26 protein-coding genes are annotated in these 23,698 nt (G+C 66.7%); 9 read left to right on the top strand and 17 right to left on the bottom strand.

Annotated features, from left to right (window positions below; genetic code table 11):
• Positions 1-61 precede the first annotated feature (61 nt).
• Entirely contained in the window at positions 62-1,147 is a 1,086-nt protein-coding gene (locus tag OHA42_RS32085) for a tartrate dehydrogenase (protein WP_406231476.1), read from the bottom strand.
• Between the two features lie 67 nt (positions 1,148-1,214).
• The gene (locus tag OHA42_RS32090; RefSeq protein ID WP_406231478.1) at positions 1,215-2,687 is read right to left on the bottom strand and encodes an NAD-dependent succinate-semialdehyde dehydrogenase; all 1,473 of its coding nucleotides are present in this window, start codon (positions 2,685-2,687) and stop codon (positions 1,215-1,217) included.
• Between the two features lie 209 nt (positions 2,688-2,896).
• On the opposite strand from OHA42_RS32090, the gene OHA42_RS32095 reads away from it, so the two are divergent.
• Together OHA42_RS32095 and OHA42_RS32100 are read left to right on the top strand one after the other, a co-directional pair.
• Positions 2,897-4,138, top strand: coding sequence for an aspartate aminotransferase family protein (locus tag OHA42_RS32095; RefSeq protein WP_406231479.1), 1,242 nt, complete (start codon positions 2,897-2,899; stop codon positions 4,136-4,138).
• A gap of 123 nt (positions 4,139-4,261) precedes the next feature.
• Positions 4,262-4,756: a DUF3830 family protein gene (locus OHA42_RS32100; RefSeq protein WP_406231481.1), complete on the top strand. Its 495-nt coding sequence runs from the start codon at positions 4,262-4,264 to the stop codon at positions 4,754-4,756.
• Positions 4,757-4,790: 34 nt separating this feature from the next.
• On the opposite strand, the gene OHA42_RS32105 is transcribed toward OHA42_RS32100, so the two are convergent.
• Positions 4,791-6,191 carry an amidase gene (locus OHA42_RS32105; RefSeq protein ID WP_406231482.1) on the bottom strand — a complete coding sequence of 467 codons (1,401 nt, stop codon included), beginning with the start codon at positions 6,189-6,191 and terminating at the stop codon, positions 4,791-4,793.
• Positions 6,192-6,203: 12 nt separating this feature from the next.
• Positions 6,204-7,169, bottom strand: a complete 966-nt coding sequence (locus OHA42_RS32110) for a D-2-hydroxyacid dehydrogenase (RefSeq protein WP_406231484.1) — start codon at positions 7,167-7,169, stop codon at positions 6,204-6,206.
• Between the two features lie 86 nt (positions 7,170-7,255).
• On the opposite strand from OHA42_RS32110, the gene OHA42_RS32115 reads away from it, so the two are divergent.
• The 3 genes from OHA42_RS32115 to OHA42_RS32125 are packed head-to-tail and all read left to right on the top strand — an operon-like array spanning position 7,256 to position 9,386.
• Positions 7,256-7,996: an Asp/Glu/hydantoin racemase gene (locus OHA42_RS32115; RefSeq protein ID WP_406231485.1), complete on the top strand. Its 741-nt coding sequence runs from the start codon at positions 7,256-7,258 to the stop codon at positions 7,994-7,996.
• A gap of 15 nt (positions 7,997-8,011) precedes the next feature.
• Entirely contained in the window at positions 8,012-8,746 is a 735-nt protein-coding gene (locus OHA42_RS32120; protein ID WP_406231487.1) for a maleate cis-trans isomerase, read from the top strand.
• Positions 8,733-9,386: a GntR family transcriptional regulator gene (locus OHA42_RS32125; RefSeq protein ID WP_406231489.1), complete on the top strand. Its 654-nt coding sequence runs from the start codon at positions 8,733-8,735 to the stop codon at positions 9,384-9,386. Before OHA42_RS32120 ends, OHA42_RS32125 begins: the two co-directional genes overlap by 14 nt.
• Before the next feature lie 15 nt (positions 9,387-9,401).
• Here the strand turns inward: OHA42_RS32125 and rlmN are convergent, their stop codons facing one another.
• Positions 9,402-10,511: a 23S rRNA (adenine(2503)-C(2))-methyltransferase RlmN gene (gene rlmN / locus OHA42_RS32130; RefSeq protein WP_379067678.1), complete on the bottom strand. Its 1,110-nt coding sequence runs from the start codon at positions 10,509-10,511 to the stop codon at positions 9,402-9,404.
• Positions 10,512-10,705: 194 nt separating this feature from the next.
• Here rlmN and OHA42_RS32135 point away from each other — a divergent pair, with 194 nt between their 5' ends.
• Positions 10,706-11,044, top strand: a complete 339-nt coding sequence (locus OHA42_RS32135) for a lipopolysaccharide assembly LapA domain-containing protein (RefSeq protein ID WP_406231491.1) — start codon at positions 10,706-10,708, stop codon at positions 11,042-11,044.
• A gap of 4 nt (positions 11,045-11,048) precedes the next feature.
• Here the strand turns inward: OHA42_RS32135 and OHA42_RS32140 are convergent, their stop codons facing one another.
• The 6 genes from OHA42_RS32140 to rpsB all read right to left on the bottom strand — a co-directional run bounded on the left by OHA42_RS32140 (position 11,049) and on the right by rpsB (position 16,600).
• A complete protein-coding gene (locus OHA42_RS32140; RefSeq protein WP_406231493.1) occupies positions 11,049-11,990 on the bottom strand; it encodes a hypothetical protein in 942 nt (313 codons plus the stop codon).
• A gap of 70 nt (positions 11,991-12,060) precedes the next feature.
• Complete coding sequence (locus OHA42_RS32145) at positions 12,061-12,939, bottom strand: phosphatidate cytidylyltransferase (RefSeq protein ID WP_406239756.1); 879 nt, start codon at positions 12,937-12,939, stop codon at positions 12,061-12,063.
• Between the two features lie 296 nt (positions 12,940-13,235).
• Positions 13,236-13,793: a ribosome recycling factor gene (gene frr / locus OHA42_RS32150; RefSeq protein WP_379067672.1), complete on the bottom strand. Its 558-nt coding sequence runs from the start codon at positions 13,791-13,793 to the stop codon at positions 13,236-13,238.
• Positions 13,794-13,843: 50 nt separating this feature from the next.
• Positions 13,844-14,572, bottom strand: coding sequence for a UMP kinase (gene pyrH / locus OHA42_RS32155; protein WP_406231495.1), 729 nt, complete (start codon positions 14,570-14,572; stop codon positions 13,844-13,846).
• 226 nt (positions 14,573-14,798) lie between these two features.
• Positions 14,799-15,623, bottom strand: a complete 825-nt coding sequence (tsf, locus tag OHA42_RS32160; protein WP_406231497.1) for a translation elongation factor Ts — start codon at positions 15,621-15,623, stop codon at positions 14,799-14,801.
• Between the two features lie 104 nt (positions 15,624-15,727).
• Positions 15,728-16,600, bottom strand: a complete 873-nt coding sequence (gene rpsB / locus OHA42_RS32165; protein WP_406231499.1) for a 30S ribosomal protein S2 — start codon at positions 16,598-16,600, stop codon at positions 15,728-15,730.
• A 390-nt stretch (positions 16,601-16,990) separates the two neighbouring features.
• Between rpsB and OHA42_RS32170 the strand changes: the two genes are divergently transcribed.
• The 3 genes from OHA42_RS32170 to OHA42_RS32180 are packed head-to-tail and all read left to right on the top strand — an operon-like array spanning position 16,991 to position 18,599.
• Positions 16,991-17,383: a hypothetical protein gene (locus tag OHA42_RS32170; protein WP_406231501.1), complete on the top strand. Its 393-nt coding sequence runs from the start codon at positions 16,991-16,993 to the stop codon at positions 17,381-17,383.
• A gap of 7 nt (positions 17,384-17,390) precedes the next feature.
• Positions 17,391-18,020, top strand: a complete 630-nt coding sequence (locus tag OHA42_RS32175; RefSeq protein WP_406231503.1) for a M23 family metallopeptidase — start codon at positions 17,391-17,393, stop codon at positions 18,018-18,020.
• 54 nt (positions 18,021-18,074) lie between these two features.
• Positions 18,075-18,599 carry a DUF1990 domain-containing protein gene (locus tag OHA42_RS32180; protein ID WP_406231505.1) on the top strand — a complete coding sequence of 175 codons (525 nt, stop codon included), beginning with the start codon at positions 18,075-18,077 and terminating at the stop codon, positions 18,597-18,599.
• Between the two features lie 112 nt (positions 18,600-18,711).
• Here the strand turns inward: OHA42_RS32180 and OHA42_RS32185 are convergent, their stop codons facing one another.
• From OHA42_RS32185 to OHA42_RS32210, 6 genes are all read right to left on the bottom strand, one after another.
• Positions 18,712-19,077 carry a hypothetical protein gene (locus OHA42_RS32185; RefSeq protein ID WP_406231507.1) on the bottom strand — a complete coding sequence of 122 codons (366 nt, stop codon included), beginning with the start codon at positions 19,075-19,077 and terminating at the stop codon, positions 18,712-18,714.
• Positions 19,078-19,430: 353 nt separating this feature from the next.
• A complete protein-coding gene (locus tag OHA42_RS32190; protein WP_406231509.1) occupies positions 19,431-21,332 on the bottom strand; it encodes an alkyl/aryl-sulfatase in 1,902 nt (633 codons plus the stop codon).
• A 45-nt stretch (positions 21,333-21,377) separates the two neighbouring features.
• On the bottom strand, positions 21,378-21,686 hold the full coding sequence (locus tag OHA42_RS32195) for a DUF202 domain-containing protein (RefSeq protein ID WP_406231511.1): 309 nt from the start codon (positions 21,684-21,686) through the stop codon (positions 21,378-21,380).
• Positions 21,683-22,048 carry a YidH family protein gene (locus OHA42_RS32200; RefSeq protein WP_406231512.1) on the bottom strand — a complete coding sequence of 122 codons (366 nt, stop codon included), beginning with the start codon at positions 22,046-22,048 and terminating at the stop codon, positions 21,683-21,685. Before OHA42_RS32200 ends, OHA42_RS32195 begins: the two co-directional genes overlap by 4 nt.
• Positions 22,045-22,725: a DUF3159 domain-containing protein gene (locus tag OHA42_RS32205; RefSeq protein ID WP_406231514.1), complete on the bottom strand. Its 681-nt coding sequence runs from the start codon at positions 22,723-22,725 to the stop codon at positions 22,045-22,047. The genes OHA42_RS32200 and OHA42_RS32205 overlap by 4 nt, the downstream gene beginning before the upstream one ends.
• Positions 22,726-22,855: 130 nt before the next feature.
• Entirely contained in the window at positions 22,856-23,587 is a 732-nt protein-coding gene (locus OHA42_RS32210) for an acetoacetate decarboxylase family protein (protein ID WP_406231516.1), read from the bottom strand.
• Positions 23,588-23,698: the final 111 nt, after the last annotated feature.

Below are 23,698 nucleotides of genomic sequence, written 5' to 3' on the forward strand. Positions count from 1 at the left end.
TGCTTCGCGGCGAGGAAGAACCGCATCTCACCCTGACCGCATTCCGACTGCCGTGTGGCGATCAATGCGCCTCTACCGCCGCGCGCCCGGCGGCTGTCAACTCGGCCGCGCGGCGCGCGATGGCGCTACCGAGATCACCGGTCGTCGCAGTGCCGCCTAGGTCGGGCGTGCGGATACGACCCTCGCGCAGAACGTCGCAGACCGCGCGGTCCACCGCGGCGGCGGCGGCGTGCTCGCAAAGGTGGTCGAGCAGCATGGCTCCAGCAAGGATCTGCGCGACCGGGTTGGCGATGCCCTGCCCAGCAATATCGGGCGCGCTGCCGTGCACCGCCTCGAACATGGACGGCGCTGTGCGGTCGGGATTGATATTGCCTGAGGGGGCGAGGCCGAGCCCACCGGTCACAGCGGCGGCGAGGTCGGACAGGATGTCGCCGAACAGATTCGACCCGACGACTACATCCAGCCGATCGGGGTGCAGCACGATTTCGGCGGCCAGCGCGTCGACATGCAGCTGCCGGGTCGCCACCTGCGGGTACTCCGCGGCGATTCGCTCGAACACGCTGTCCCAGTATGGCATCGAGTGGAGCAGGCCGTTCGATTTGGTGGCCGAGCACAACCGGCCGTCGCGTTCGGTGGCCCGTTCGAAGGCGTAGCGGATGATCCGTTCGCAGCCGACCCGCGTGAACACCGATTCCTGCAGCACGAATTCGTCCGGGCGGCCGGGGTTGTGCATGCCACCGATCGCGGAGTATTCGCCCTCCGAGTTCTCCCGCACAATCAGGATGTCCAGGTCGTCGGCGGTGCGGTCGCGCAACGCCGATTCGGTGCCGGGCAGCAGCCGGACCGGACGCAAGTTCACGTACTGGCCGAAGGCCCGGCGCAGCGGAATCAGCAACCCCCACAACGACACATGGTCGGGGACACCGGGGAATCCGACCGCACCGAGCAGGATCGCGTTGCACCCGGCCAGGAGGTCGGGCGCGTCGGCGGGCATCATCGCTCCGGTGCGCAGGTAGTTCTCACACGACCAGTCGAATTCGGTCCATTCGATCCCGGGCAGCACCGCGTCGAGCACCCTGACGGCCTCGGCGGTCACGTCTACGCCGATGCCGTCGCCGGGAATGGTTGCGATGTGATGTGTGTTCACAGCTCTGCCTCTCTGGCGCTCGGCTCCGCTGCGCGGGCAGGCGTCGCTGTGTCGTCGGTTCGCTCGCTCACAACCGCACTCCTATGTACTTGGTCTCCAGAAACTCATCGATGCCGGTCAGGCCGCCTTCCCTGCCCAGCCCGGATTCCTTCACGCCGCCGAACGGCGCGGCGGGATTCGACACGACTCCTTGATTCAGGCCCACCATGCCGGTCTCCAGTGCCTCGCACACCCGCAATCCGCGCCGCAGATTCTCGGTGAAGACGTAACCCACCAATCCATACGGCGTGTCGTTGGCGCGCACGACGACCTCGGCTTCGGTGGTGAACGTGCCGATCGCCGCGACCGGTCCGAAGATCTCGGTGTGGCACATCTCGGCCTCGTCCGGCACACCGGTCAGCACGGTCGCGGGATAGAAGTTTCCTGGCCCGTCCACCGCCGCTCCGCCGGTACGCACGGTGGCGCCGCGGCCGACAGCATCGGCGACCAGGCTCTCCACCTTCGCCACCGCCGCGGCGTCGATGAGCGGACCGACGACGACTCCCGGCTCGGTGCCACGACCCATCGGCAGGGCTGCCAGCCGGGCGGCGAGCCGACTAGCGAACTCCTCGGCGACGTTGCGCTGCACGAAGATTCGGTTTGCGGCGGTGCACGCCTGCCCGATATTGCGCATCTTCGCCGCGACCGCACCCTCGACGGCCTCGTCGAGATTCGCATCGTCGAACACGATGAACGGCGCGTTGCCACCGAGCTCCATCGAGGTGCGCATCACGGTCCGCGCGCACTGTTCGAGCAGTACCTTGCCGACGGCGGTCGAACCCGTGAACGACAGCTTGCGGGAGCGGCTGTCCAGAATGAGCGGCGTCATCACCGCACTCGGGTCGGACGTGGTGATGACATTCACGACACCCGCGGGGACGCCGACCCGAGCCAGGATGTCGGCGAGCGCCAGCATCGAGAGTGGTGTCTGCTCAGCGGGTTTCACCACACAGGTGCACCCCGCGGCCAGTGCCGGACCGATCTTGCGGGTGCCCATGGCCAGCGGGAAATTCCACGGCGTGATGAGCAGGCTGGGGCCGACCGGCTGCCTGGTCACCAGAAAGCGCGATCCGCCCGCCGGAGCAGGGAGGTATCCGCCGTCGAGGCGGACGGCTTCCTCGGCGAACCAGCGGAAGAACTCTGCCGCATAGGCGATTTCACCGCGGGCTTCGGCCAACGGCTTGCCCATCTCCAGGGTCATGATCAGCGCGAGTCGTTCGGTATCGGCGAGTAGCTCCCGGTGGGCGTCCATGAGGATGTCGCTGCGCTGCCTCGGCGGCGTCCGCGCCCACTCCGCCTGCGCCTGGTCGGCCGCGGCCAGGGCGTCCAGCCCGGCGCCCGGTTCGGCGTCGGCCACCTCGCACAGCAGCTGCCCGGTCGCCGGATCGGTGACCGGCAGTGTGCCGGAGGTGCCGCGCCACTGTCCGCCGATGTACAGACCCGTCGGCACACTGTCGATCGCGGCACGTTCCGCCGCGGTCAGGGTGGTCTCGGTGAGCATGGCGCAGAGCTCCTTTCATTGCTGACGCAGCCTCCGTCTGATGGGAGCAGCAGGACGAAGTCCGCCCGCGGACTGCGCCGGGCCGACCACAGGCGAGACAACCACCCATTGCTGCGACCCCCGCGCCCATGTTATGCATATTGTCAACAATCCGACAATAGACAATCTGCGGATACGCGCTCCACCCACGCCCCGGGAGGCGGATCACCATGACCGAGCTATCCCCCGTCCTCAAGCAGGCCACCCCGATAACCGTCGACCACGGCGCGGGCTGCTACCTGTACGGCACCGACGGACGCCGCTATCTCGACTTCACCGCGGGCATCGGCGTGACCAGCACCGGGCACTGCCACCCGCACGTGGTTGCGGCGGCCCAGGCCCAGGTCGCCAGCCTGATCCACGGCCAATACACCACCGTCATGCATCGGCCACTGCTCGAGCTCACCGAGCGGCTCGGCGCGGTGCTGCCGGACGACCTGGACACGCTGTTCTTCGCCAACTCCGGCAGCGAGGCGATCGAGGCCGCGCTGCGCCTGGCCCGCCAGGCGACCGGACGGCCGAACGTCATCGTCTTCCACGGCGGATTCCACGGCCGCACCGTCGCCGCGGCGACCATGACGACCTCGGGCACCCGCTTCTCCGCCGGGTTCAGCCCGCTCATGTCCGGCGTGCACGTGGCGCCGTTCCCCACCGCATTCCGCTACGGCTGGACCGAAGAAGAGGCCACCGCCTTCGCGCTGCGAGAGCTCGACTACCTCTTCGCCACCGTCACCTCCCCCGCCGAGACCGCCGCGTTCGTGGTCGAGCCGATGCTGGGCGAGGGCGGCTACATCCCCGGCAACAGCATGTTCTTCCGCGGGCTGCGCGAACGCGCGGACCGGCACGGCATCCTGCTTGTCTTCGACGAGATCCAGACCGGTTTCGGCCGGACCGGAAAGTTCTTCGGGCATCAGCACTTCGGGGTCCGCCCCGATGTCATCACCATCGCGAAGGGACTGGCCAGCGGGTTCCCGCTGTCGGGGATCGCGGCGTCACGCGAGCTGATGGCCAAGGCGTGGCCGGGATCCCAAGGCGGAACCTACGGCGGCAACGCCGTGGCCTGCGCGGCAGCGATCGCCACGCTCGACGTGATCGAATCGGAGCGGCTGGTGAACAACGCCGCCGCGCGCGGCGCACAGCTGCTGGCCGGTCTGCGGGAGAGCGCCACCAAGGCGATCGGCGATGTGCGCGGCCTCGGACTGCTCGCTGGCACCGAATTCACCACTGCGACAGGCGAACCCGACCCTGCCACCGCCACCGCCGCCCAGCGGTCGGCGGTCGAGGAGGGGCTGCTGCTACTCACCTGCGGTGCGCACATGAACGTGGTGCGGATGATCCCGCCGCTGATCGTGACCGATACTCAGATCGACGACGCGCTCGCGATCTGGTCGGCAGTTCTCGCCGAACTGTGAATCGACCGCATGCGCACCGTCGGCTGGCGACTGCTTGCAAGTCGCTCGAAAGGACCCGCTAGCAGCTGCCCCGCCCCGTACCCGCCGAGCTCGCCTCGGAGCGATGACCAGGAAGCAGGACCGATGGCCCGCTACATCACCATCACGCTGACGAAGGCGGGCGTGACCTGCCGCGCCCGACTACTGGACGCCGAAGCACCCCGAACGTGCGACGCGGTGTGGGACGCGCTGCCGCAAGAGGGCGATGCGTTCCACGCCAAGTACGCCCGCAACGAGGTGTACACCCTCGTGCCACGGATCGGCGCTGCCCCGCACCGGGAGAACCCGACCGTCACCCCCATCCCCGGCGACGTGTGCCTGTTCGATTTCGAACCGTGGGAGATCGGCAACCCGGCCTACGGCTACGAGCCGGGCTCGACCGCGCACCACGACCAGGGCGCCACCGATCTGGCTATCTTCTACGGCCGCAACAACCTGCTCATCAATGGCGATATGGGCTGGGTTCCCGGCAATGTCTTCGCCACCATCGAAGACGGCCTGACCGACATCGCGACTGCCTGCAACACCCTCTGGCTACACGGCGTCCAGGGCGAAACCCTGGCGTTCGCCCGCGCGTAATCGCCTGCGGGCGCTTACGATCCGATCCCAGCGGTCAGGCAGCCAACACCTGCTCGGCGTAGCGCGCGACGGCGAGGATCAGATCGTCGGAGTGGCGCGGCCCGATAATTTGCAGGCCGACCGGCAGCCCCGCGCGAGTGGTGCCCGCGGGGATGCTGATCGCGGGTTGCTGGGTGAGGTTGAACGGGTAGGTGAACGGTGTCCACTGCGGCCAGCCGTCCAGCCCGCTGCGGGGTGGGACATCGTGGCCCGCCTCGAATGCGGTGATCGGCATCGTCGGGGTGATCAGCACGTCGTAGGTGGCGTGGAAAGCGCCCATGGCGATACCGAGTTGGGCGGCCACATCGCGCGCGTCGAGATAGTCGACGGCACCGACGGATTCGCCACGTTCCCAGACCGCGCGCAGGCCCGGGTCCACTTGTTCGCGTGCGCCGTCCGGGAACTTCGCCAGCATGGTCGCCGCACCGGCGGCCCACAGCAGTTCGAATGCCTCGCGCGGGTCGCCGAAGTCCGGGTCGGCCGCGATGACCCGCAACTCGGCCTCGGCCAACTGCCGCACCGCCGCATCCACGATCGCGGCGACCTCCGGATCGACCTCGGCATAACCGAGGGTCGGCGAGTAGGCGACGGTGAGCCCGCGCACGTCGCGCAGCATCTGGCCACGGAAGGTCGTCACCGTGGGCGGCAGTGCGGTCGGATCGCGAGGATCGGGCAACGACAGGATGTCCATCAGCAGCGCCGCATCCTCGACTGTCCGGGTCATCGGCCCCGCGTGCGCCAGCGGACCGAAAGGGCTCGCCGGATACAGCGGGATCCTGCCGTGCGTCGGTTTGAAGCCCACGATGCCGCAGAATGCCGCCGGAATACGGATGCTGCCGCCGCCGTCGGTGCCGACCGACACCGGGCCCATTCCTGCCGCCACCGCGGCGGCGCTGCCGCCGGAGGAGCCGCCTGCCGTCATCGCTGGATCGGCCGGGTTGCGGGTGATACCGGTCAGAGGGCTGTCGGTGACCGCCTTCCAGGCGATCTCGGGCGTCGTCGTCTTCCCGAGAAACACCATGCCGTCCTCGCGCAGCCGGGCCGCGACCGGGCTGTCCACCAGCCAGGGACCGCTCGGATCGACCGCAGTGGAGCCGCGCCGGGTGGGCCAGCCCTCGGTCAGGAAGATGTCCTTGATCGAGATCGGCACACCGTCGAGCAGCCCACGGGCATAGCCGGAATGCCAGCGCGACTCCGAATCCTTGGCCTGCACCAGCGCACGATCGGGATCGACCAGGCAGAAGGCGTTCAACTCGCCGTCACGGGCCGTGATGGCCTCCAGGATCGCTTCGGTCGCCTCGACCGGCGAGAGAGCTCCGGCCGCGTAGGCCGAGACCAACTCCACGGCGCTCATCGCATCCGGTTGAGTGGCGCTGTTGATGTCGGGGTAGCTCATGCCTGCGCTCCTTCAGCCGGGAACGTAGCCCAGCTCCTTGTCGACCACGTTGTCCAACGGCCGGCCGGCGATCCATTTGTCGAAGTTCTCGGTGAACGCTCTGACGATCTCGGTTCGCCAGCCGATGAAGTCACCCGAATTGTGTGGAGTGATACGGACATTCGGCAGATCCCACAGCGGGTGTCGCGTCGGCAGCGGCTCCGGATCCACCACATCGAGGGCCGCTCCGGCGATCGATCCCGTATTGAGTGCGGCGAGGAGGTCGTCGGTTACAACGAGTTCCCCGCGACCGACATTGACAAACCTGGCATGCGGTTTCATCGCGGCGAATGCCCTGGCATCGAACATTGCCCGGGTCTGCGGCGTCAACGGCGCGACCGCAACGACGTAGTCTGCCGCGGGCAGCTCGGCATGCAGATCGGTGCCGACGGCGCCGAAATCGGGATCGGTCGTGCGCGCCTGCCTGCCCACCGCGCGCACGGTCATCCCGGCCGCGCGCAGCAGCCGCGCGATGGCGCGGCCGATCGTGCCGGTGCCGACTATCAGAACGCTGGCGCCCGCGATCCGCTCGGACTCACGGTGGCGCCATTCGTGCTGTTGCTGCAAGCGCAGCGATCCGGCCAGATCCTTGGCGAAACCGAGGATCTGACCCAGCACGTATTCCGCGATGGCAGTGTCGAATACGCCGCGCGTGTTGGTGACCATCACTTCGCTTTCCCGTAGCTCGGGGAACATCACCGGATCCACTCCGGTCGACCCCATGTGCAGCCAGCTCAGCCGATCGGCCGCGTGCCAGGCGCCTGGAACCGCGCGAGTCGAGAAGTCGTAGACGAACAAGATGTCGGCACCACGCACCGCGTCGGCGAGCCCGGAAGCTGTGGTGTAACGCACTTCGGCCCGACCGGCCACCGGGGCCATGAGGTCCGCGCCGGGCACACTGTCACTGTGCAGGACGGTGACAATCGGGCCCTGTTCCACATTGACACACTAAAATCACATCGTATGATTGTCAACAATCCGATCGTTCTCGGAGGTCTATCCGGCTGAGCGCGAGAGGGGCCGCATTGCATCTGAGCATTCCCGATATCGAAGGGCCCGTCGCACAGCGGGGTATCGGGATCATCGCACCTTTCGACCTCGCGCTCGAACGCGAGCTCTGGCGCTGGGCGCCCCTGGACGTCAGCCTGCACCTCGCCCGCACACCCTACGAACCGGTTCCGGTTTCACTGGCAATGGCCGAACTGGTATCCAATGCCGCGCACCTGACCGCGGCAACCCGCGACGTGCTGCACGTGGAGCCGGAAGTGGTCGCCTACCTGTGCACCTCGGGCAGTTTCATCAGGGGGTTGGCGTACGAGAAGTCACTGCGCGACACGATCTGCCTGGCCGGGGCGCAAGACGCCGTCACCACCTCCGGCGCACTCGTGGAGGCTGTTCGGCATCTGGACATCAGCAGAGTCTCGGTGATCACCCCCTACGACGAGATCCTCACGCACAAGCTGCACGATTTCCTCGCCGAGGCCGGCTGCACCGTAATCCGTTCCGACCACCTCGGATTGGGCGGCGGCATCTGGAAGGTCAACTACCGCACTATCGCCGAACGCATCGTCGGCGCCGATGACCCTCGCTCCCAGGCCATTTTCGTCAGCTGCACCAACCTGCCCACCTACGACGTCATCGAGCCACTCGAACAAGCCCTCGGCAAGCCCGTGCTCACCGCGAACCAGCTCACCATGTGGGCCTGCCTGGGCCGGATGAAACTGCCGATGACAGGTCCGGGAAAGTGGCTACTCAACGTCTTCTGACTGGAAGAACAGCACATGCAGGCACCAACCGTCGGTTTCATCTACCCCGACCACGCGGCCGAGGACGACTATCCTCTGGCCGCGGCGGTCCTCGGCGCACGGCTACCAGTGGCCCACATCTACGGCACCGATCTGCACGCTATTCCCGAACTGCTCGATCTGGGCAGCCCGGACAAGCTGCGCCACGGCGCCGAACTGCTCGCGCCACAACAGCCCGCCGCGGTCGTCTGGGCCTGCACCTCGGGCAGTTTCGTGTACGGACCGCAGGGCGCCCGTGACCAGGTGCGCGCACTGTCAGCGACCGCGGGCGTGCCGGCCTCCAGCACCAGCCTCGCCTTCATCGCGGCCGCACACGCGCTCGACGTGCGCCGCGTCGCCGTCGCCGCCAGCTACCCCGATGAGGTCGCACGACTGTTCGTGGAGTTCCTGGCCGACGCCGGAATTCAGGTGGTTTCACTGTCGAGTGCAGGCATCGACACCGCCGCCGAGGTCGGGACCATGACCCCCGCGCAGGTGCGCGAACTTGCGGTGGCCAACGATCACCCCGACGCGCAAGCCCTGCTGATTCCCGACACCGCCATGCACACCCTTGCGGTGCTCCCAGAACTGGAGGCCACCGTGGGCAAGACAGTGCTGACCGCCAACCAGGTCACCATCTGGGAGGGCCTGCGACTGGCCGGCGGCGACACTGCGACAGCCGTGGCACTCGGTACTCTCTTCTCGGAAAGGGACACCTATGTCGGCCGTTGATTTCGAGCCGGTAAACCTGCAGTCGACCGCGGGAATGATCGCCGACCGGCTGCGGGAGGCCATAATGCGAGGCAATCTCGTGCCCGGCGCCCAGCTCGGGGAAGCCGACCTCGCGGCGCGGTTCGGGGTGTCACGTGGTCCGGTGCGCGAAGCGATGCAGCGACTGCTCTCCGAAGGTCTGCTCTACAGCATCCGCAATCGCGGCATCTTCGTCATCGAACTGACTATCGACGATGTCATCGACATCTATCGGGCCAGGACCGCCATCGAGGGCGGAGCGCTCGCGCTCATTCTCGACGGTCGCCGGGACGTCGCCTACACCGCCCTCGGTCCCAGCGTGACCGAAATGTGCGCACGCGCCGAAAGCGGCGACGCCGTCGGAGTGTCCGATGCCGACCAAGCCTTCCACGAGGCCCTGGTCGACAGCGCGGGCAGCCCGCGACTGGTCCGCGCGGCCCGCACGCTGCTGATCGAAACCCGAATGTGCTTGGGCGCCTTGCAGACAGCCTATCCGGACCTGCGTGAGCAAGCCCGAGAACACGTCGAGCTGCGGGAGGCGATCGGGGCCGGACCGGCATCCCGTGCCCGCACCCTACTGGTCGAGCACATGGACGACGCGGTTCAGCGGCTACGCCGCTGAATCACTGGGAAGGCCCTAGCCCTCCGCAGCCAACTGCCCGCAAGCCGCGGCGATTTCTTGGCCGCGGGTGTCGCGGACGGTGCAGGGGACGCCCTGCGCGTTGACGCGCCGAACAAATTCCTGCTCAACAGGTTTGGGGCTGGCGTCCCACTTGCTGCCGGGGGTCGGGTTCAAGGGGATCACGTTGACATGGACCCGGGAGCCCAGCGCCTTGTGCAGCTTCTGACCGAGCATGTCCGCACGCCAGGGCTGGTCGTTGATGTCGCGGATCAACGCGTACTCGATGGAGACCCGGCGGCCGCTCTTGTCGGCGTAGTAGCGGGCGGCGTCGAGGACCTCGGACACCGGCCAGCGGTTGTTCACCGGGACCAGGGTGTCGCGCAGCTCGTCGTCGGGGGTGTGCAGAGAGACGGCGAGGGTTACCGAGAGATCCTCGTCGGCAAGCTTGCGGATCGCCGGAGCCAGGCCGACGGTGGAGACCACCACGTTGCGCTGGGAGATACCGAAACCGTCCGGGGCGGGTGAGGTGATGCGGCGGACTGCGGCGACTACCCGCTTGTAGTTGGCCAACGGTTCGCCCATGCCCATGAAGACGATGTTGGAGAGCCGACCGGGTCCGCCCGCAACCTCGCCATCGCGCATGGCCGCGGCAGCTGCGCGGACCTGGTCGACGATCTCGGCGGTGGACAGGTTGCGGTTCAGGCCGCCCTGGCCGGTGGCACAGAACGGGCAGGCCATGCCGCAACCTGCTTGGCTGGAGATGCAGAGGGTGGCGCGGTCCGGGTAGCGCATGAGGACGCTCTCGAGGAGGGTGCCGTCGCCTGCTCGCCACAAAGTCTTTCGCGTCTCACCCGCGTCACATGCCACGTGCTTCACGACCGACATGAGCGGCGGGAAGAGTGCCTCGCCGATTTTCTCGCGCACCGGCGCGGGCAGATCCGTCATCTGCTCGGGGTCGGCTTGCAGGCGGCCGTAGTACTGCCTGGCGATCTGGTCCGCTCGGAACTTCGGCAGTCCCAGTTCCTCGACCGCCGCGCGACGGCCGTCGGCATCGAGGTCGGCGAGGTGCCGAGGGGGCATACCACGGCGCGGAGCATCGAAGACAAGCGGAAGGGAGACGGTCATAATTTCTCCAGTGTCCCATCCCTTGGGCTCGCTGCCGACCGAAGGTGACGATCGCGACGCCCGACGCGACGAAGGTCACTGCTCGAGGCTCGGATCACCGTGCCGAAAGGCAGACAGGTTCCGATCCGGCGACCATACGGATCCCCCGCGCGCAAATACGTGCGCGGGTCATAGCGATCGACGATGATCGGACCATGACGAGCCACGCTGAGGAGTCGTCCGAACCGCAGCTCGGTCGGCCGACAGAACCTGTTGTCCCTCCCACACCGCCGAAGCCCGTCGCCAGGACCTTGGCGAAGTCCCGGACCGGATACACCTGGATCGGCCTCATCGTCGCCGCGCTGATCGGCATCCTGGTGCTGATCTTCATTCTGCAGAACCTCGAACAGCAAAGAGTGGATCTGCTGTTCTGGGATTTCTCGCTGCCGGTCGGAATCCTGGTGCTCTTGTCGGCGATCGCGGGCGCCTTGGTGATGGCGCTCGTCGGCGGAGTCCGCATCGTGCAGCTCAGGCGGGTCGCCAAGCGCCCGTGAGTGGCTAGTGGCCGACCATGCGCTCGAGCACCTCGTGGAACTCTTCGTCGACGACGATGGCCAGACCTTCGTCGTCGATCCGGGTGAGCTGAGTCCACCGTCCCCGACGCCACCAGAACACATAGGGGCTGATCGCGCCGGGCTGGTCCGCGTATTCGGCGGCCGCGAATCCAGCCATAGCGTTCAGTGAAGGGATCAGCTGAGGACCCTCGATGACGTGGAAGGCGACCAGGTGGCGGAAGGGTACCGCCACCAGCGCGCCGTCGTCGCCGAGCGGCGCACCGACAAGCTTCGCCACTAGTTCGTCCAGCAGTAGCGCCCAGGACGCGGTCAGGTACGAGTCGCCTGCGACCACATCGAATCGCGTGCCGTCCTCGTCTTCGATGACATCGTGCTGCTCGATGGGTAGCTCGCGCAGGTTGTCCATCGCCCGCGCTCGCAGCTGATCCAGATCGCCGAGGTCGGTCAGCGACTGCCACGGCAACGTCTGGACGCTGTCGGGCAGATCGAGTGCGAGCGCCGCGTGCAGACCGGGAGCCAGTTCGGCGGCATAGCCGTAGTCCCCGCCGGTGGCCAGTTGATGCTCGCCCGCCACTTTGGGATAGAGCAGCGACCACACCTCGGCGGTCGGCATCGCAGACGTATCGGTCGCCCCATCGATGCTGTGCAGTACGAGATCGACGTGGCGTTCGATCAGCGCGGGCCAGATCTCGGGACCTTCGGCGGCGTTGTGGCATGCGGCCGCGATGTTGTACAAACCGAACTCGTTCCCCGAGTCATCGGTGACGTGCGTGCCGAAAACCGTTACCTCGAAGCCACGTTCGGCGAAGGCGCGGTACACCGTCTCGCGTAGCCTGCTGCCCTCGCCCTCCGACAGGAACTCGAACTCGGCGTCACGCGGCAAGACTGCCGAATCACGCTGGGGCACATGACGAAACAATCCCACTGCAGCCACTCCGTCCGAAGATCAACGCGCCGAGCGTATCCGGACGCTCCCGGCACGCACGCGTCGGGCGTCAGAGGAACGTGGAAAGCACGAGCCAGGACACGAAAGCCGAGGGCAGCATCGAATCGAGGCGGTCCATGATGCCGCCGTGACCGGGCAGCAGGGTGCCCATGTCTTTGATGCCGAGTTCCCGTTTGATCTGCGACTCGATGAGGTCGCCGACCGTCGCGACCAGGACGAGGCCGATGCCGAGCACCACACCGATCATCGAGTTGGCATCCAGCAGCAGGGTGACCGTCAGCAGACCGCCGATGACGCTGAAGACCAGTGAGCCGCCGAAGCCTTCCCACGACTTCTTCGGGCTGATCGACGGCACCATCGGATGGCGGCCGAACAGCACGCCCGCCACGTAGCCGCCGACGTCGGAGCACACCACCAGGATCATGAAGGTCAGCACCCGCAGGTTGCCGTCCGGTTCCAGCAGCAGCAGGGTGGCGAAGGAAGCGAGCAGCGGGATCCACGCCAGCGTGAAGATGGCGATCGCGGTGTCACGCAGGAAGTTTCGTGGCGCGGTCTGTAGTCCGTGATCGAACAGGCGCCACACCATGCAGACCAATGTGGTGGCGGCGAAAGCGCCCGCGACGCCGCTGGCGCCCCACGGCCAACCGAGCCAGAACACCGTCTGGCCGCCGACGATCAGCGGGATCCTCGGCACCAACACGTCGGCCTCGCGCAGCCGCTTGGCGACCTCCCAGGTGGCGACGCCGACGCCAGCGGCCGCAACGCCGATGAACACCTTCGGCACGAAGAGCAAGATCGCAATGAGCGATAAACCGAGGCCGAAGCCGACGGCCAGCGCGGCGGGCAGGTTCCGGCCCGCCCGCGACTTCGCCGCCGCTGGAACGGCCTCAGAAGTCGTCGCGTCGGCCGCGCCGGCACCCTGGTCGATGGTCGCACCACCGGAGGCATTGTCGGCGGTCGCGGCGTCACGCACGTCCCCGTGCTTTGCATCAGGTGTGCCGTTCGCCGGCGGCGGCGTTGCGGCCGCACCGGTCGCGTCGGCGTTCTCGGCCACGATTGTCCCGTCGCTCACTCGTCGTTCCGTTCGTTCCCCGCCCGGAGGCGGGCGCTCGGCTGTCTTCCATTGGCGGCATTCCCGGTGCCCTACGTGGTTACGCAAGCTGCCGCCTCCGGGCCCGTCGCTCATGCCGCCACGTCCGATGACATCGGCATACGCCGAGGGCGTCAGACCTCGAGCAGTTCAGATTCCTTGTGCTTGACCAGCTCGTCGATCTGGCCGACGTACTTCGCGGTGGTCTTGTCGAGCTCCTTTTCGGCGCGCCCGACCTCATCCTCACCCGCCTCGCCATCTTTCTGGATGCGCGACAGTTCGTCCATGGCCTTGCGGCGGACATTTCGGATCGACACCTTGGCGTCTTCACCCTTGCTCTTGGCCTGCTTGGCCAGTTCCCTGCGGCGCTCCTCGGTGAGCTGCGGGATCGAGATGCGGATGATGTCACCGTTGTTGGTCGGGTTCACCCCGAGGTCGGAATTGCGGATCGCGGTCTCGATCGGACCCATCTGCGCTTGCTCATAGGGCTTGATCACCACCATCCGCGGCTCCGGCACCGTGATGCTCGACATCTGGGTGATCGGGGTCAGCGACCCGTAGTAGTCGACGACAATCCGGGAGAACATGCCCGGGTTCGCGCGACCGGTCCGGATGGAACCCAGATCGTCCTTCGCAACCGAGACAGCCTTCTCCATTTTCTCCTCGGCATCGAAGAGCGCTTCATCAATCACGACCGTTTCCTCCACAGCGTCGTCAGCGTCATGATCCGCAGGTCGCGGGGTCAGGACCGAACCAATGTGCCGATCTTCTCACCGGCGACCGCGCGGGCAATATTGCCCTTCGTCAATAAATTGAACACCAGGATTGGCATCTGGTTATCCATACACAAGCTGAAAGCCGTCGCGTCGGCGACCTTCAGATCGCGCTCGATGACTTCCTTATGGGTGATCTCGGTATACATGGTGGCGCTCGTGTCCACCCGAGGGTCGGCGGTGAACACCCCGTCGACCGCCTTCGCCATCAGCACCACATCGGCACCGATCTCCAAGGCGCGCTGGGCGGCGGTGGTGTCGGTGGAGAAATACGGCATGCCCATCCCCGCGCCGAAGATGACCACGCGCCCCTTCTCCAGATGCCGCTTGGCCCGCAACGGCAGGTACGGCTCGGCGACCTGGCCCATGGTGATCGCGGTCTGCACCCGGGTGTCAACCCCCTGCTGCTGCAGAAAGTCTTGCAGCGCAAGGCTGTTCATCACGGTGCCGAGCATGCCCATGTAGTCCGAACGGGCCCGCTCCATACCGCGTTCCTCGAGCTCGGCGCCACGGAAGAAGTTGCCGCCGCCGATCACCACGGCCACCTGGACACCGGAGGCGACGACCTCGGCGATCTGCTCGGCGACCGCCTGCACGACGTCGGGATCGAGCCCGACCTTGCCGCCGCCGAACATCTCCCCACCTAGTTTGAGCAGCACCCGGCGATATCCTGGGCGGTCGATCCCCGGGTCCGTCATGGGTGTACTTCTCCTTCGGCGATGGATTCGGTCTCACGGCAAGCAGGTCGGCCGGACAGCAATGTAGAGCGAACCTATCCTGCCTTATCCGGATTCCCCGGCGGCAAAAGGCCCCCTCCGAACTGCCGGGCTCGCCCGGTCAGACAAAGGAATCGGGGGCAAGCAAGCCCGGACAGCCGAAACCCCTCGCACACCGATGCGGAGCGCGAGGGGTCTCGAAGGTAGATCAGGCCTGTCCGACCTCGAAGCGGGCGAAGCGGGTCACGGTGACACCGGCCTCTTCCAGCAGGGCCTTGACGGTCTTCTTGGAGTCGGTGACCGACGACTGCTCGAGCAGCACGACATCCTTGAAGAAGCCGTTGACGCGGCCCTCGGTGATCTTCGGCAGCGCGGCCTCGGGCTTGCCCTCTTCGCGGGCGGTCTCCTCGGCGATGCGACGCTCGTTGTCCACGACCTCGGCCGGAACCTCGTCGCGGGTCAGGTACTTGGCCTTGAGCGCGGCGACCTGCATGCCGACGGCACGCGCGGCCTCGGCGGCAGCGTCGCCTTCACCCTGGAACTCGACCAGCACGCCGACGGCCGGCGGCAGGTCGGTGGCCCGCTTGTGCAGGTAGGTGGCGACCGGGCCGTCGAAGGAAACGACGCGACGCAGCTCGAGCTTCTCGCCGATCTTGGCGGCCAGCGCCTGCAGGGCGTCGTCGGCGGTCTGGCCACCGAGGTCGAGGGCCTTGAGCGCGTCCAGGTCGGCCGGCTTCGCAGCCGCGGCAGCAGTCACGATCTTGTCGGCCAGACCCTGGAACTCGTCGTTCTTGGCGACGAAGTCGGTCTCGGAGTTGATCTCGACCAGCACACCGCCCTTGGCGGCGATCAGGCCTTCGGCGGTGGCGCGCTCGGCGCGCTTGCCGACGTCCTTGGCGCCCTTGATGCGCAGCACCTCGACGGCCTTGTCGAAATCACCCTCGGTCTCGACCAGCGCGTTCTTGCAGTCCATCATCCCGGAGCCGGTGAGCTCCCGCAGCCGCTTCACGTCAGCGGCGGTGTAGTTCGCCATCGGTGGCGATCCTCCTGTGTGTTGTCAATGGGTGGTAACACCACCTTGCCGACCTCTCCCGTACTGGAAGAGGCCGGCAAGGTGAACAAAAGCCGTCGAGAGGCTCAGAAGTCGGCCGGAGTGGTGGCCGGCGGAACCTCGGCGACCGCGGCGTCAGCGGCGGTCTCGACCTCGGCAGGGGCCTCGGCCTCGGCAGCGGCGGGGGCAGCCTGCGCGAGCAGCTCCTGCTCCCACTCGGCGAGCGGCTCGCCCGCGCCGGCTTCCGGCTTCTCGTCACCGGAGGAGACGCCGGCCCGCGCCTGCACGCCCTCGGCCACCGCGGAGGCGACGACCTTGGTGAGCAGAGCGGCGGAACGGATCGCGTCGTCGTTACCCGGGATCGGGTAGTCGACCAGGTCGGGATCGCAGTTGGTGTCCAGGATCGCGATGACCGGGATGTTCAGCTTGCGGGCCTCGCCGACGGCGATGTGCTCCTTGTTGGTGTCGACGACCCAGATGGCCGAAGGCACCTTGGCCATGTCGCGGATACCACCGAGGGTGCGCTCGAGCTTGTTCATCTCACGCGTGAGCATGAGGATTTCCTTCTTGGTGCGACCCTCGAAGCCACCGGTCTGCTCCATGGCCTCGAGCTCCTTGAGGCGCTGCAGGCGCTTGTGCACGGTGGAGAAGTTGGTGAGCATGCCACCCAGCCAGCGCTGGTTGACGTAGGGCATCCCGACGCGAGTCGCCTCGGCCGCGATCGACTCCTGGGCCTGCTTCTTGGTGCCGACGAAGAGAACGGTGCCACCGTGGGCGACGGTCTCCTTGACGAACTCGTAGGCCTTGTCGATGTAGGTCAGCGTCTGCTGCAGGTCGATGATGTAGATGCCGTTGCGGTCGGTGAAGATGAACCGCTTCATCTTCGGGTTCCAGCGTCGAGTCTGGTGTCCGAAGTGCGCGCCGCTGTCGAGCAGCTGCTTCATTGTTACGACAGCCATAGCTCCCGTATCTCTCTTTCATTGCCGGTTGACGCAGCAGATCGGCGATCTACTGCCCTGGCGCCTCCGAATCATCGGACCCGACCACGAAGATCAGGACCAGCCGACGATTCCCTGCTCCGCAAATACACTGCCGCGAACGAATTGAGCTCCGGTTCGAACAGCGCCGTTGCAAACAAGCACGGGGTGGCGCGCGAAGTCGGCCCATGCACGCACAGACCGCTCGATCAGTCTACGTCTTGGGCGGCCCACGGCTAAATCGGCCTTCGAAGAAGGATCTCCGAACGGTTCCTGTGCAGGAGAAATGCGTGATCTCCACAGTTGCGGATGTTGTCCACAATCGGCGGATCGGGGGTACTGCCGGGGGTGTGGGCGGGTGAGGGTTGAGGAATGAATCGCATCAGCATTTTCCTGACAATGTTCATTCCCCTGTTGTTCGCAGGCTCACTGGGCATGGCTCCGAACGCTGCGGCTACGCCACCGGAAACGTTCGGGCCGTTTGCGCCTGTTCCCGCCGATATCCACGCGTCCTTGCCGCCACGCCCTGCGCCGAGCAGGTGGGAGGCCGTGCTCGCCGCGGGCACGGGCTCGGTGGGCGCCTTCGCTCAGCCGGTCCCGGGCCTGGGAACTTTGCCTGGCTTGCTGCGTCCTGATCCGTTGCGGTCGGGAGCTCTGCTCGGGGTGGGGACCGGTTCGGCGGGTGACTTGCCACGCATTGTCGGTGATCTGCTCCGGCTGTTGGATCTTGTCCGGCAGGTACCGCTTCCGCTGCCTCCGCACTGAATCTCGGATGTATCGCTTCAGCAGAGCGGGCACGGGTGGCACGGGTGGCACGGGTGGCACGGGTGGCACGGGTGGCACGGGTGGCACGGGACAGTGCGCGCTGGCCGGTCGACGCAGCGGGCGGCGGGCGGTGTTCGTCGTCATCGGTGTGGCCGCTCTGCTGAGTGCGGCGGAGCGGCCGGTTGCGGCAGCTCCGGCCGGGCAGTTCGGGTGGCCGTTGCATCCGCGGCCATCGATCGAGCGGCGGTTCGACAAGCTCGAGCACGATTGGTTACCCGGTCACCGCGGAGTCGATCTAGCAGGTATGGCCGGTCAGGTGGTGTTGGCGGCCGGGGACGGGATCATCGTGTTCGCCGGGAAGGTCGCGGACAAGCCAGTGGTGTCGATCGACCATCCTGGTGGGTTGCGGACCACCTACGAGCCGGTCGAGGCAGCAGTATCGGCGGGAAGCCGGGTCGGGCGTGGGACGCCGATCGGGAAGTTGGAGGCCGGTCATGAGGGCTGCGCCGCGGCGGCGTGCCTGCATTGGGGTGCCCGGCGGGAGGCGGGCGGACGCGACCGGCGTGAGTACGTGGATCCGCTCGGGTTGTTGCATGCGGTTCCGCTTCGACTCAAGCCTGTGCTCAACCATGGCTGAGGCGTTTGTCGACGATCACTTCCGAACCTCGGTTCCGACGGCGAAGATCGACGTATGGACAACGCGCTCGGCGACCCTTCGTTCACCTACTCCGAGGTCGGCGCCACCAAGGGGCCGCTGCCCGACGGCTACCGTAGGTTCCGGCTGCGGCGACGGATCGGGCACGGACGAGCACTGTTCGTGCACGCGGGCGCGGAGATCCTGGCGTATCGAATGCAGAAGGGCACCGGCATCTTTCGAGAGGCGAGCACACCGACCGCCGAGCCCGGCACTCGGTTGACAGTGCGACTGGGCTTCGGCCCCTTGGCAATAACGGCGCCCTGCCGCGTGGTGTACGTGCTCGACGAGTCCGATCGGTGCGGCTTCGCCTATGGCACGCTGCCCGGCCACCCGGAAATCGGCGAGGAACTCTTCGCTGTGGAGTACGACCCCGCCGATGACACCGTGTACGGGTTGGTTACCGCGTTCTCCCGCAATGCAGCCTGGTACGCGCGCATCGGCGGGCCGGTGGTCCGGCTCATCCAGCGCTTCATCGCTGGCAAGTACATCGACGCGCTGCCGACTGAGGCGCAGACCTAACGGCAGTTGTACTGGCTCGTTTGCAACAGGGCGTCCAGCGCGACGGCCGGGTACGCGCCCCGGGGCCCCTCCATAGAGCGCCCGGTCGTGGTTGCGTCTCGAATCGCTGTGGTTACAGCAGCGCGTCCAGGGTCGCGGCCTCGGCGCGCAGAGAATCGCCACGGTCCGTGCGACCCAGGCTGTCGTATTCGTCTGCGGCGGTGCGTCGGTCGGCGATTTCCACCCGGACGATTTGTTCGATATCGGCTTCGGTGAGGTCGCGGCGACGGGCCTCGGCCGCACCGAGGCCGACGGCGCTGTTCTCGATGGCGCCTGCGCGGACGTCGACGGTGTCGATGGCCTCGGCATTGTCGATCGCGCCGAGGGCGGACCGCAGCGCGGCAATAGCATTACGGTCACGGACCTTTATCGCGACGGGCAGGGCAGCACGCAGGCGCTCACGCAGCGGCACAGACTTGTCGACGATTCCGATGGACATGGTCGCCGACCGTACGCGTCGCGACCGCGACCGTCGAGGCAATTACTCGCCCGACACACGAGACCTGAGCGTTCGGTCATGGCATTGCTGCCCCACGGTCACCAACAAACGACGCGCACGGTCACCGCACAACAGCTGCGCACACCACGAACGAACCGCTGCACAGCACCGAGCAGCTCTCACAGACCAGCACCGAGAGGCCCTCACGCACCACCGCTGAGCCAGCCCTTACACACCACACCAACCACGATCACCCACCGCCACCACACAATCGGTGCGCACCACCATCGCGCGACGGCTGCGCACCGCCCACGAACGACGATTGCGCGGTTGAGGTGTGGCGTCGCTCGCGATCACGGGGTGACGATGGCGAAGTTCGGGTCGGGGTTGTCGAAGACGCCGACGATCTCGGTGAGCTTGGTCGGGTCGCCGCTCAGGCTGATGTCGCCCGCGGCGGCGGCGGCGCCGAAATCCCCGCCCGCCACCAGCACCCGGATGAGGGTTGCGCGGGACAGGGTGAACGCGGCAGATGGGTCGGGCATGGTTACGCCGGTGGGCAGGTCGTAGTGGGTGAGCAGGCCGTTGCGCAACTCCAGGCGGTGGATCCGGTTCTCGTCGCTGATGTGCCAGTCGACGACCGCGCGCCGGTCCCATGCCTTCGGCCCGTCCACGCGTAAAGCCCATACGTCGAAGATCTGCTCGACGGTCAGTGCGGCGAGCACGCTGGGTGAGTCGGGTTTGCTCGGGGTGCCGAAAGTTCCGTTGCGCAGTTCGTAGGCGCCGCTGAGGTAGAAGTTTCGCCAAGTGGCATTTTCCGAGCCATAGCCGAGTTGCTCGAAGGTGTCGGCCTGCAATGCTTTAGCGGCCGTGTTGGTGGGATCGGCGAAGATGACGTAGTTGACCACCTGCGCAACCCAGCGGTAGTCGCCCGCATCGTAGGAGACCTGCGCCTTGCGCAGCACTTCGTCGGCACCGCCCATGAATTCCACATGGCGCTGCGCGGATTCGACCGGCGAGTGTTCCCAGAGATGGGCCGGATTGCCATCGAACCAGCCCATGTACCGCTGATAGATGGCCTTGACGTTGTGGCTGACCGACCCGTAGTACCCGTGTGTGTGCCAGGCATTCTCGATGGCCGGTGGCAGCGCGATCATCTCGGCGATCTCGTTGCCGACATAACCCTGGTTCAGCAGCCGCAGCGTCTGATCATGCAGGTAACCGTACAGATCACGTTGCAGTGCAAGGAATTCCACGAGGCGCTCGGTGCCCCAGGTCGGCCAGTGGTGCGAGGCGAACACCACATCGGAATCGCGGGCGAACAGGTTGATCGCGTCGGTGAGGTATTTCGCCCAGACGTGCGGATCACGCACCAGCGCACCGCGCAGGGTAAGCAGATTGTGCATTGTGTGCGTGGCATTTTCGGCCATACACAGCGCCCGATGATCGGGAAAATGGAAGTTCATTTCGGCGGGCGCCTCGGTGCCCGGAGTCATCTGGAAGACGATCCGAACTCCGTCGAGGGTCTCCTCCTGACCGGTGGCGATGATGTCGACGGTTGGTGGGATCAGGGTCACGGTGCCGAGGGAGGTGGTCTGGCCGAGTCCGGCGCCAACCTGTCCGAGCGGACCACGCGGCAGCGCAGCGCCGTACATGTAGGCAGCCCGGCGCGCCATGGCGGTGCCGGCGTAGACATTCTCGGCCACCGCGTGCTCCAGGAATCCGATGGGAGCCATCACCGGGCAGCGCCCTGCCGCAACATCTTCGGTGGTCGTCACGCCGAGCGAGCCGCCGAAATGGTCGGCGTGGGAGTGGGTGTAGATGAGCCCGGTCACCGGCCGGTCGCCACGATGCGCGCGATACAGCGCCAGCCCGGCGGCGGCGGTTTCCGCGGAGATCAGCGGATCGATGACGATCACACCGGTATCGCCTTCGACCAGTGTCATATTCGACAGATCGAGGCCGCGGATCTGGTAGATCCCCTCGGTGACTTCGTACAGACCCTGCCGGATGGCCAACCCGGACTGCCGCCACAGGCTCGGATGGACCGAGGCGGGGCAGGGCTCACGCAGGAAGCCATAGGAGTCGTTGTCCCACACCACAGTTCCATCCGATGCGGTAACCACACCCGGTTCCAGCGCGGCAATGAACCCGCGATCGACATCCGCGAGATCGGCGGAGTCCGCGAACGGCAGCGCCGCGGCGGCGCGCTGCTGTCCGGCGATGACGAAGTCGCTCGGCTCGGTCGCTGTGCTCATGTCCATCCTCCTGGTTGGTAGCCGAATTGCCTGGGCCGGAACGCATTAGAGTTGTGGATCCGTGAACCCGATTACGGCAGCTACGCATGCGACGGCGACAACGGCCACCACTGTCGCGGCGATGACGCGGGCTCCGTAGCCGAATCGGCCCTCGTGCAGGCTGCGATTGCGCGAATAGCAGATTCCCGCCAAAGCGGTCAGCGTGACCGCCGCACCGATCGGTCCGATCGCCGCCGCCCGCCAGCCACTGGTCGCCGCGTGGTTGAGGAACAACACGGCAATGACCATCGCGGCGATCGCGGTGCGTCGCCACGCCAATGCGGTGCGCTCCGCGGCAAGACTTGCCGGGCTCATCGCAGCAACACCGCCACGCACGCCAGCACCGACACCAGCGCGATGCCTACCGACAGGATCGGCACCATGACGGTGACGGGCAGCGGGTCGCCGCGGCGCATCGCGGTGCCGACGCGTCGCCAGTGCGTATAGGCGCCGATCGCGATGATCACCGCGAGCACGATGCAGCTCAGCGCGATCGCCCGTCGCAACCCGGACATCCGGAACGGCTGGACCAGGGTGTGCACGGCGACACCGCCTGCGAGCAAACCGAGCGAGGTGCGTATCCAGGCCAGAAAGGTGCGCTCGTTCGCGAGAGTGAAGCGGTAGTCGATTTCCTCTTCATCATCGCCGGACTCTTCGGCCGGGCTCGGGAGCGTCACATCGCCTCGGCTCGGCTCGTCGGCTGACCCGATTTGTCGCGGACCCACAGCCAGGTCACGGCAAGCATGATGACCAGCGCTGGTTTGCCGAGAACGAGAGCAACGGTGCCGGGAATGGCGACTTTGTCGGCCGGGTAGAGCGGCAACATCACTAGCACAGGCGCCGCCCAGAATACGAACCAGGCCAACGTGATTCGCTGATGTAGTCGCAGCCGCGTGGCCGGATCGGCGGGCTCGGCCGGTTCGAGCCGGATCCGGCGGCGGACGGTATAACTCAGAGGCTTGCCGGTGAGCAGGGTCGCGCCGAACAGCGCAGTCATCACCACGCACAGCGCGACTTCGGGGAGGTAGAAGCCGCGTCCCTGGCCCGTGATGTCGACGAACAGCGAGAACACCAGGACGACCAGCACCGACACTGCGACGACACGCACCGAATCGCCTTGGACGAGCCGGACGGCAGCCAAGGCGACGGCGATCAGAATGGCGACGAAAACACCGGCCTCGGCACCGGCGACGGAATAGCCGAGAAGAAACCCGATGGCGGGCGCCGCACCGTCGAGGATGTGCCGGGGGCCGCGCATCGCGCGGAAACTATCCCATATATCGGCGTCGACACCGCGATGTTTCTCCAGATCACGAGATTCTTCTGCGGTGCGATGCCGATCGTCGGGGTTCACGGGCGCCACTCCATCTCTGGTCGGGTTTCGTGCCGTAAGCAAACAATCCGCAACGTCAGCGTAACCGCCACCAGGATGACCGTCCACGAACCTCGCTGCGCGCCAGCGAACCCGGGACGGCTCGATTGCCTCACACGGGCACGGCGTCCTGGAAGGTCATGGCGAGGTGATCGACGACAGAGGTCATGAGCGCACGCTTGGGCAATCCCAACGAGCTCAGCTCGGCCGCCCAGGCATGGTCGCCGAGAGTGAGGTCGGCCCCGCCGGCGCGGGCGCGCATGCCGGAAGGCTCCATATGCCACGGCGTGCAGCGTGTGACGCCGTCGATGTGCGAGTAGGCGTCGAACGACGATGCGGTGTTGCGCCACGAAGGCAGCGCGATGCCAGGACGGACCGCAAGGTTGACGACGAGCTTGCCGCCCTGGTGCAACACACCGCGGCGCGAACCGCCGTCGCGATGCACGGTGAAGTCGGCGAGTTCCTTGGGGAATCCCCAGATGCCGCGACCCGCCGCGAGGGTGAATTCGCCGTCGACGGGGAGCCGGTGGATGAAGACACCGGCGCCACCGGTCAGCATGGCACGCAGGTCACCGAAGCGCGCGGTGGTGGTGGCGCGGTGGTGGTGGACCATGAAGGAGACGCCGAATTCGTTGTAGGGGCCGAGATCACCGTCGAGATAGTCGACGAAGACGAGCGTGCAGACGGCACGGCCACCGGGCAGGCGCAGGATGTCCAGACCCGAGTAGTCGATGGCCCGCTGCGCGGCGTCGGCGGGCACCACATAGGTGGCCATGAAGGTGCGCGCGAGCCGGATCCGCACCGGCATGTGGATGTCCTTGCCAAGAATCGTGTGGGTGGTCATCGCCGCGCCCGCCTGCGCGCGACGATACGGGCTCCCTGACATGGGCCGACCGGCTGCTGATCACCCGATGGTGCGGCGTCCACAAATCCTCCAAGACTAGAACTCGTGTCA

Source organism: Nocardia sp. NBC_01009 (assembly GCF_045208035.1).
Taxonomy (GTDB): domain Bacteria; phylum Actinomycetota; class Actinomycetes; order Mycobacteriales; family Mycobacteriaceae; genus Nocardia.

Coding starts and splice junctions, on each gene's coding strand:
- OHA42_RS32090 (WP_406231478.1), bottom strand. CDS start 2,687: ATGCTCACCGAGACCACCCTGACCGCGGCGGAACGTGCCGCGATCGAC.
- OHA42_RS32095 (WP_406231479.1), top strand. CDS start 2,897: ATGACCGAGCTATCCCCCGTCCTCAAGCAGGCCACCCCGATAACCGTC.
- OHA42_RS32100 (WP_406231481.1), top strand. CDS start 4,262: ATGGCCCGCTACATCACCATCACGCTGACGAAGGCGGGCGTGACCTGC.
- OHA42_RS32105 (WP_406231482.1), bottom strand. CDS start 6,191: ATGAGCTACCCCGACATCAACAGCGCCACTCAACCGGATGCGATGAGC.
- OHA42_RS32120 (WP_406231487.1), top strand. CDS start 8,012: ATGCAGGCACCAACCGTCGGTTTCATCTACCCCGACCACGCGGCCGAG.
- OHA42_RS32125 (WP_406231489.1), top strand. CDS start 8,733: ATGTCGGCCGTTGATTTCGAGCCGGTAAACCTGCAGTCGACCGCGGGA.
- rlmN (WP_379067678.1), bottom strand. CDS start 10,511: ATGACCGTCTCCCTTCCGCTTGTCTTCGATGCTCCGCGCCGTGGTATG.
- OHA42_RS32135 (WP_406231491.1), top strand. CDS start 10,706: ATGACGAGCCACGCTGAGGAGTCGTCCGAACCGCAGCTCGGTCGGCCG.
- pyrH (WP_406231495.1), bottom strand. CDS start 14,572: ATGACGGACCCGGGGATCGACCGCCCAGGATATCGCCGGGTGCTGCTC.
- tsf (WP_406231497.1), bottom strand. CDS start 15,623: ATGGCGAACTACACCGCCGCTGACGTGAAGCGGCTGCGGGAGCTCACC.
- rpsB (WP_406231499.1), bottom strand. CDS start 16,600: ATGGCTGTCGTAACAATGAAGCAGCTGCTCGACAGCGGCGCGCACTTC.
- OHA42_RS32170 (WP_406231501.1), top strand. CDS start 16,991: ATGAATCGCATCAGCATTTTCCTGACAATGTTCATTCCCCTGTTGTTC.
- OHA42_RS32175 (WP_406231503.1), top strand. CDS start 17,391: ATGTATCGCTTCAGCAGAGCGGGCACGGGTGGCACGGGTGGCACGGGT.
- OHA42_RS32180 (WP_406231505.1), top strand. CDS start 18,075: ATGGACAACGCGCTCGGCGACCCTTCGTTCACCTACTCCGAGGTCGGC.
- OHA42_RS32185 (WP_406231507.1), bottom strand. CDS start 19,077: ATGTCCATCGGAATCGTCGACAAGTCTGTGCCGCTGCGTGAGCGCCTG.
- OHA42_RS32190 (WP_406231509.1), bottom strand. CDS start 21,332: ATGAGCACAGCGACCGAGCCGAGCGACTTCGTCATCGCCGGACAGCAG.
- OHA42_RS32195 (WP_406231511.1), bottom strand. CDS start 21,686: ATGAGCCCGGCAAGTCTTGCCGCGGAGCGCACCGCATTGGCGTGGCGA.
- OHA42_RS32210 (WP_406231516.1), bottom strand. CDS start 23,587: ATGACCACCCACACGATTCTTGGCAAGGACATCCACATGCCGGTGCGG.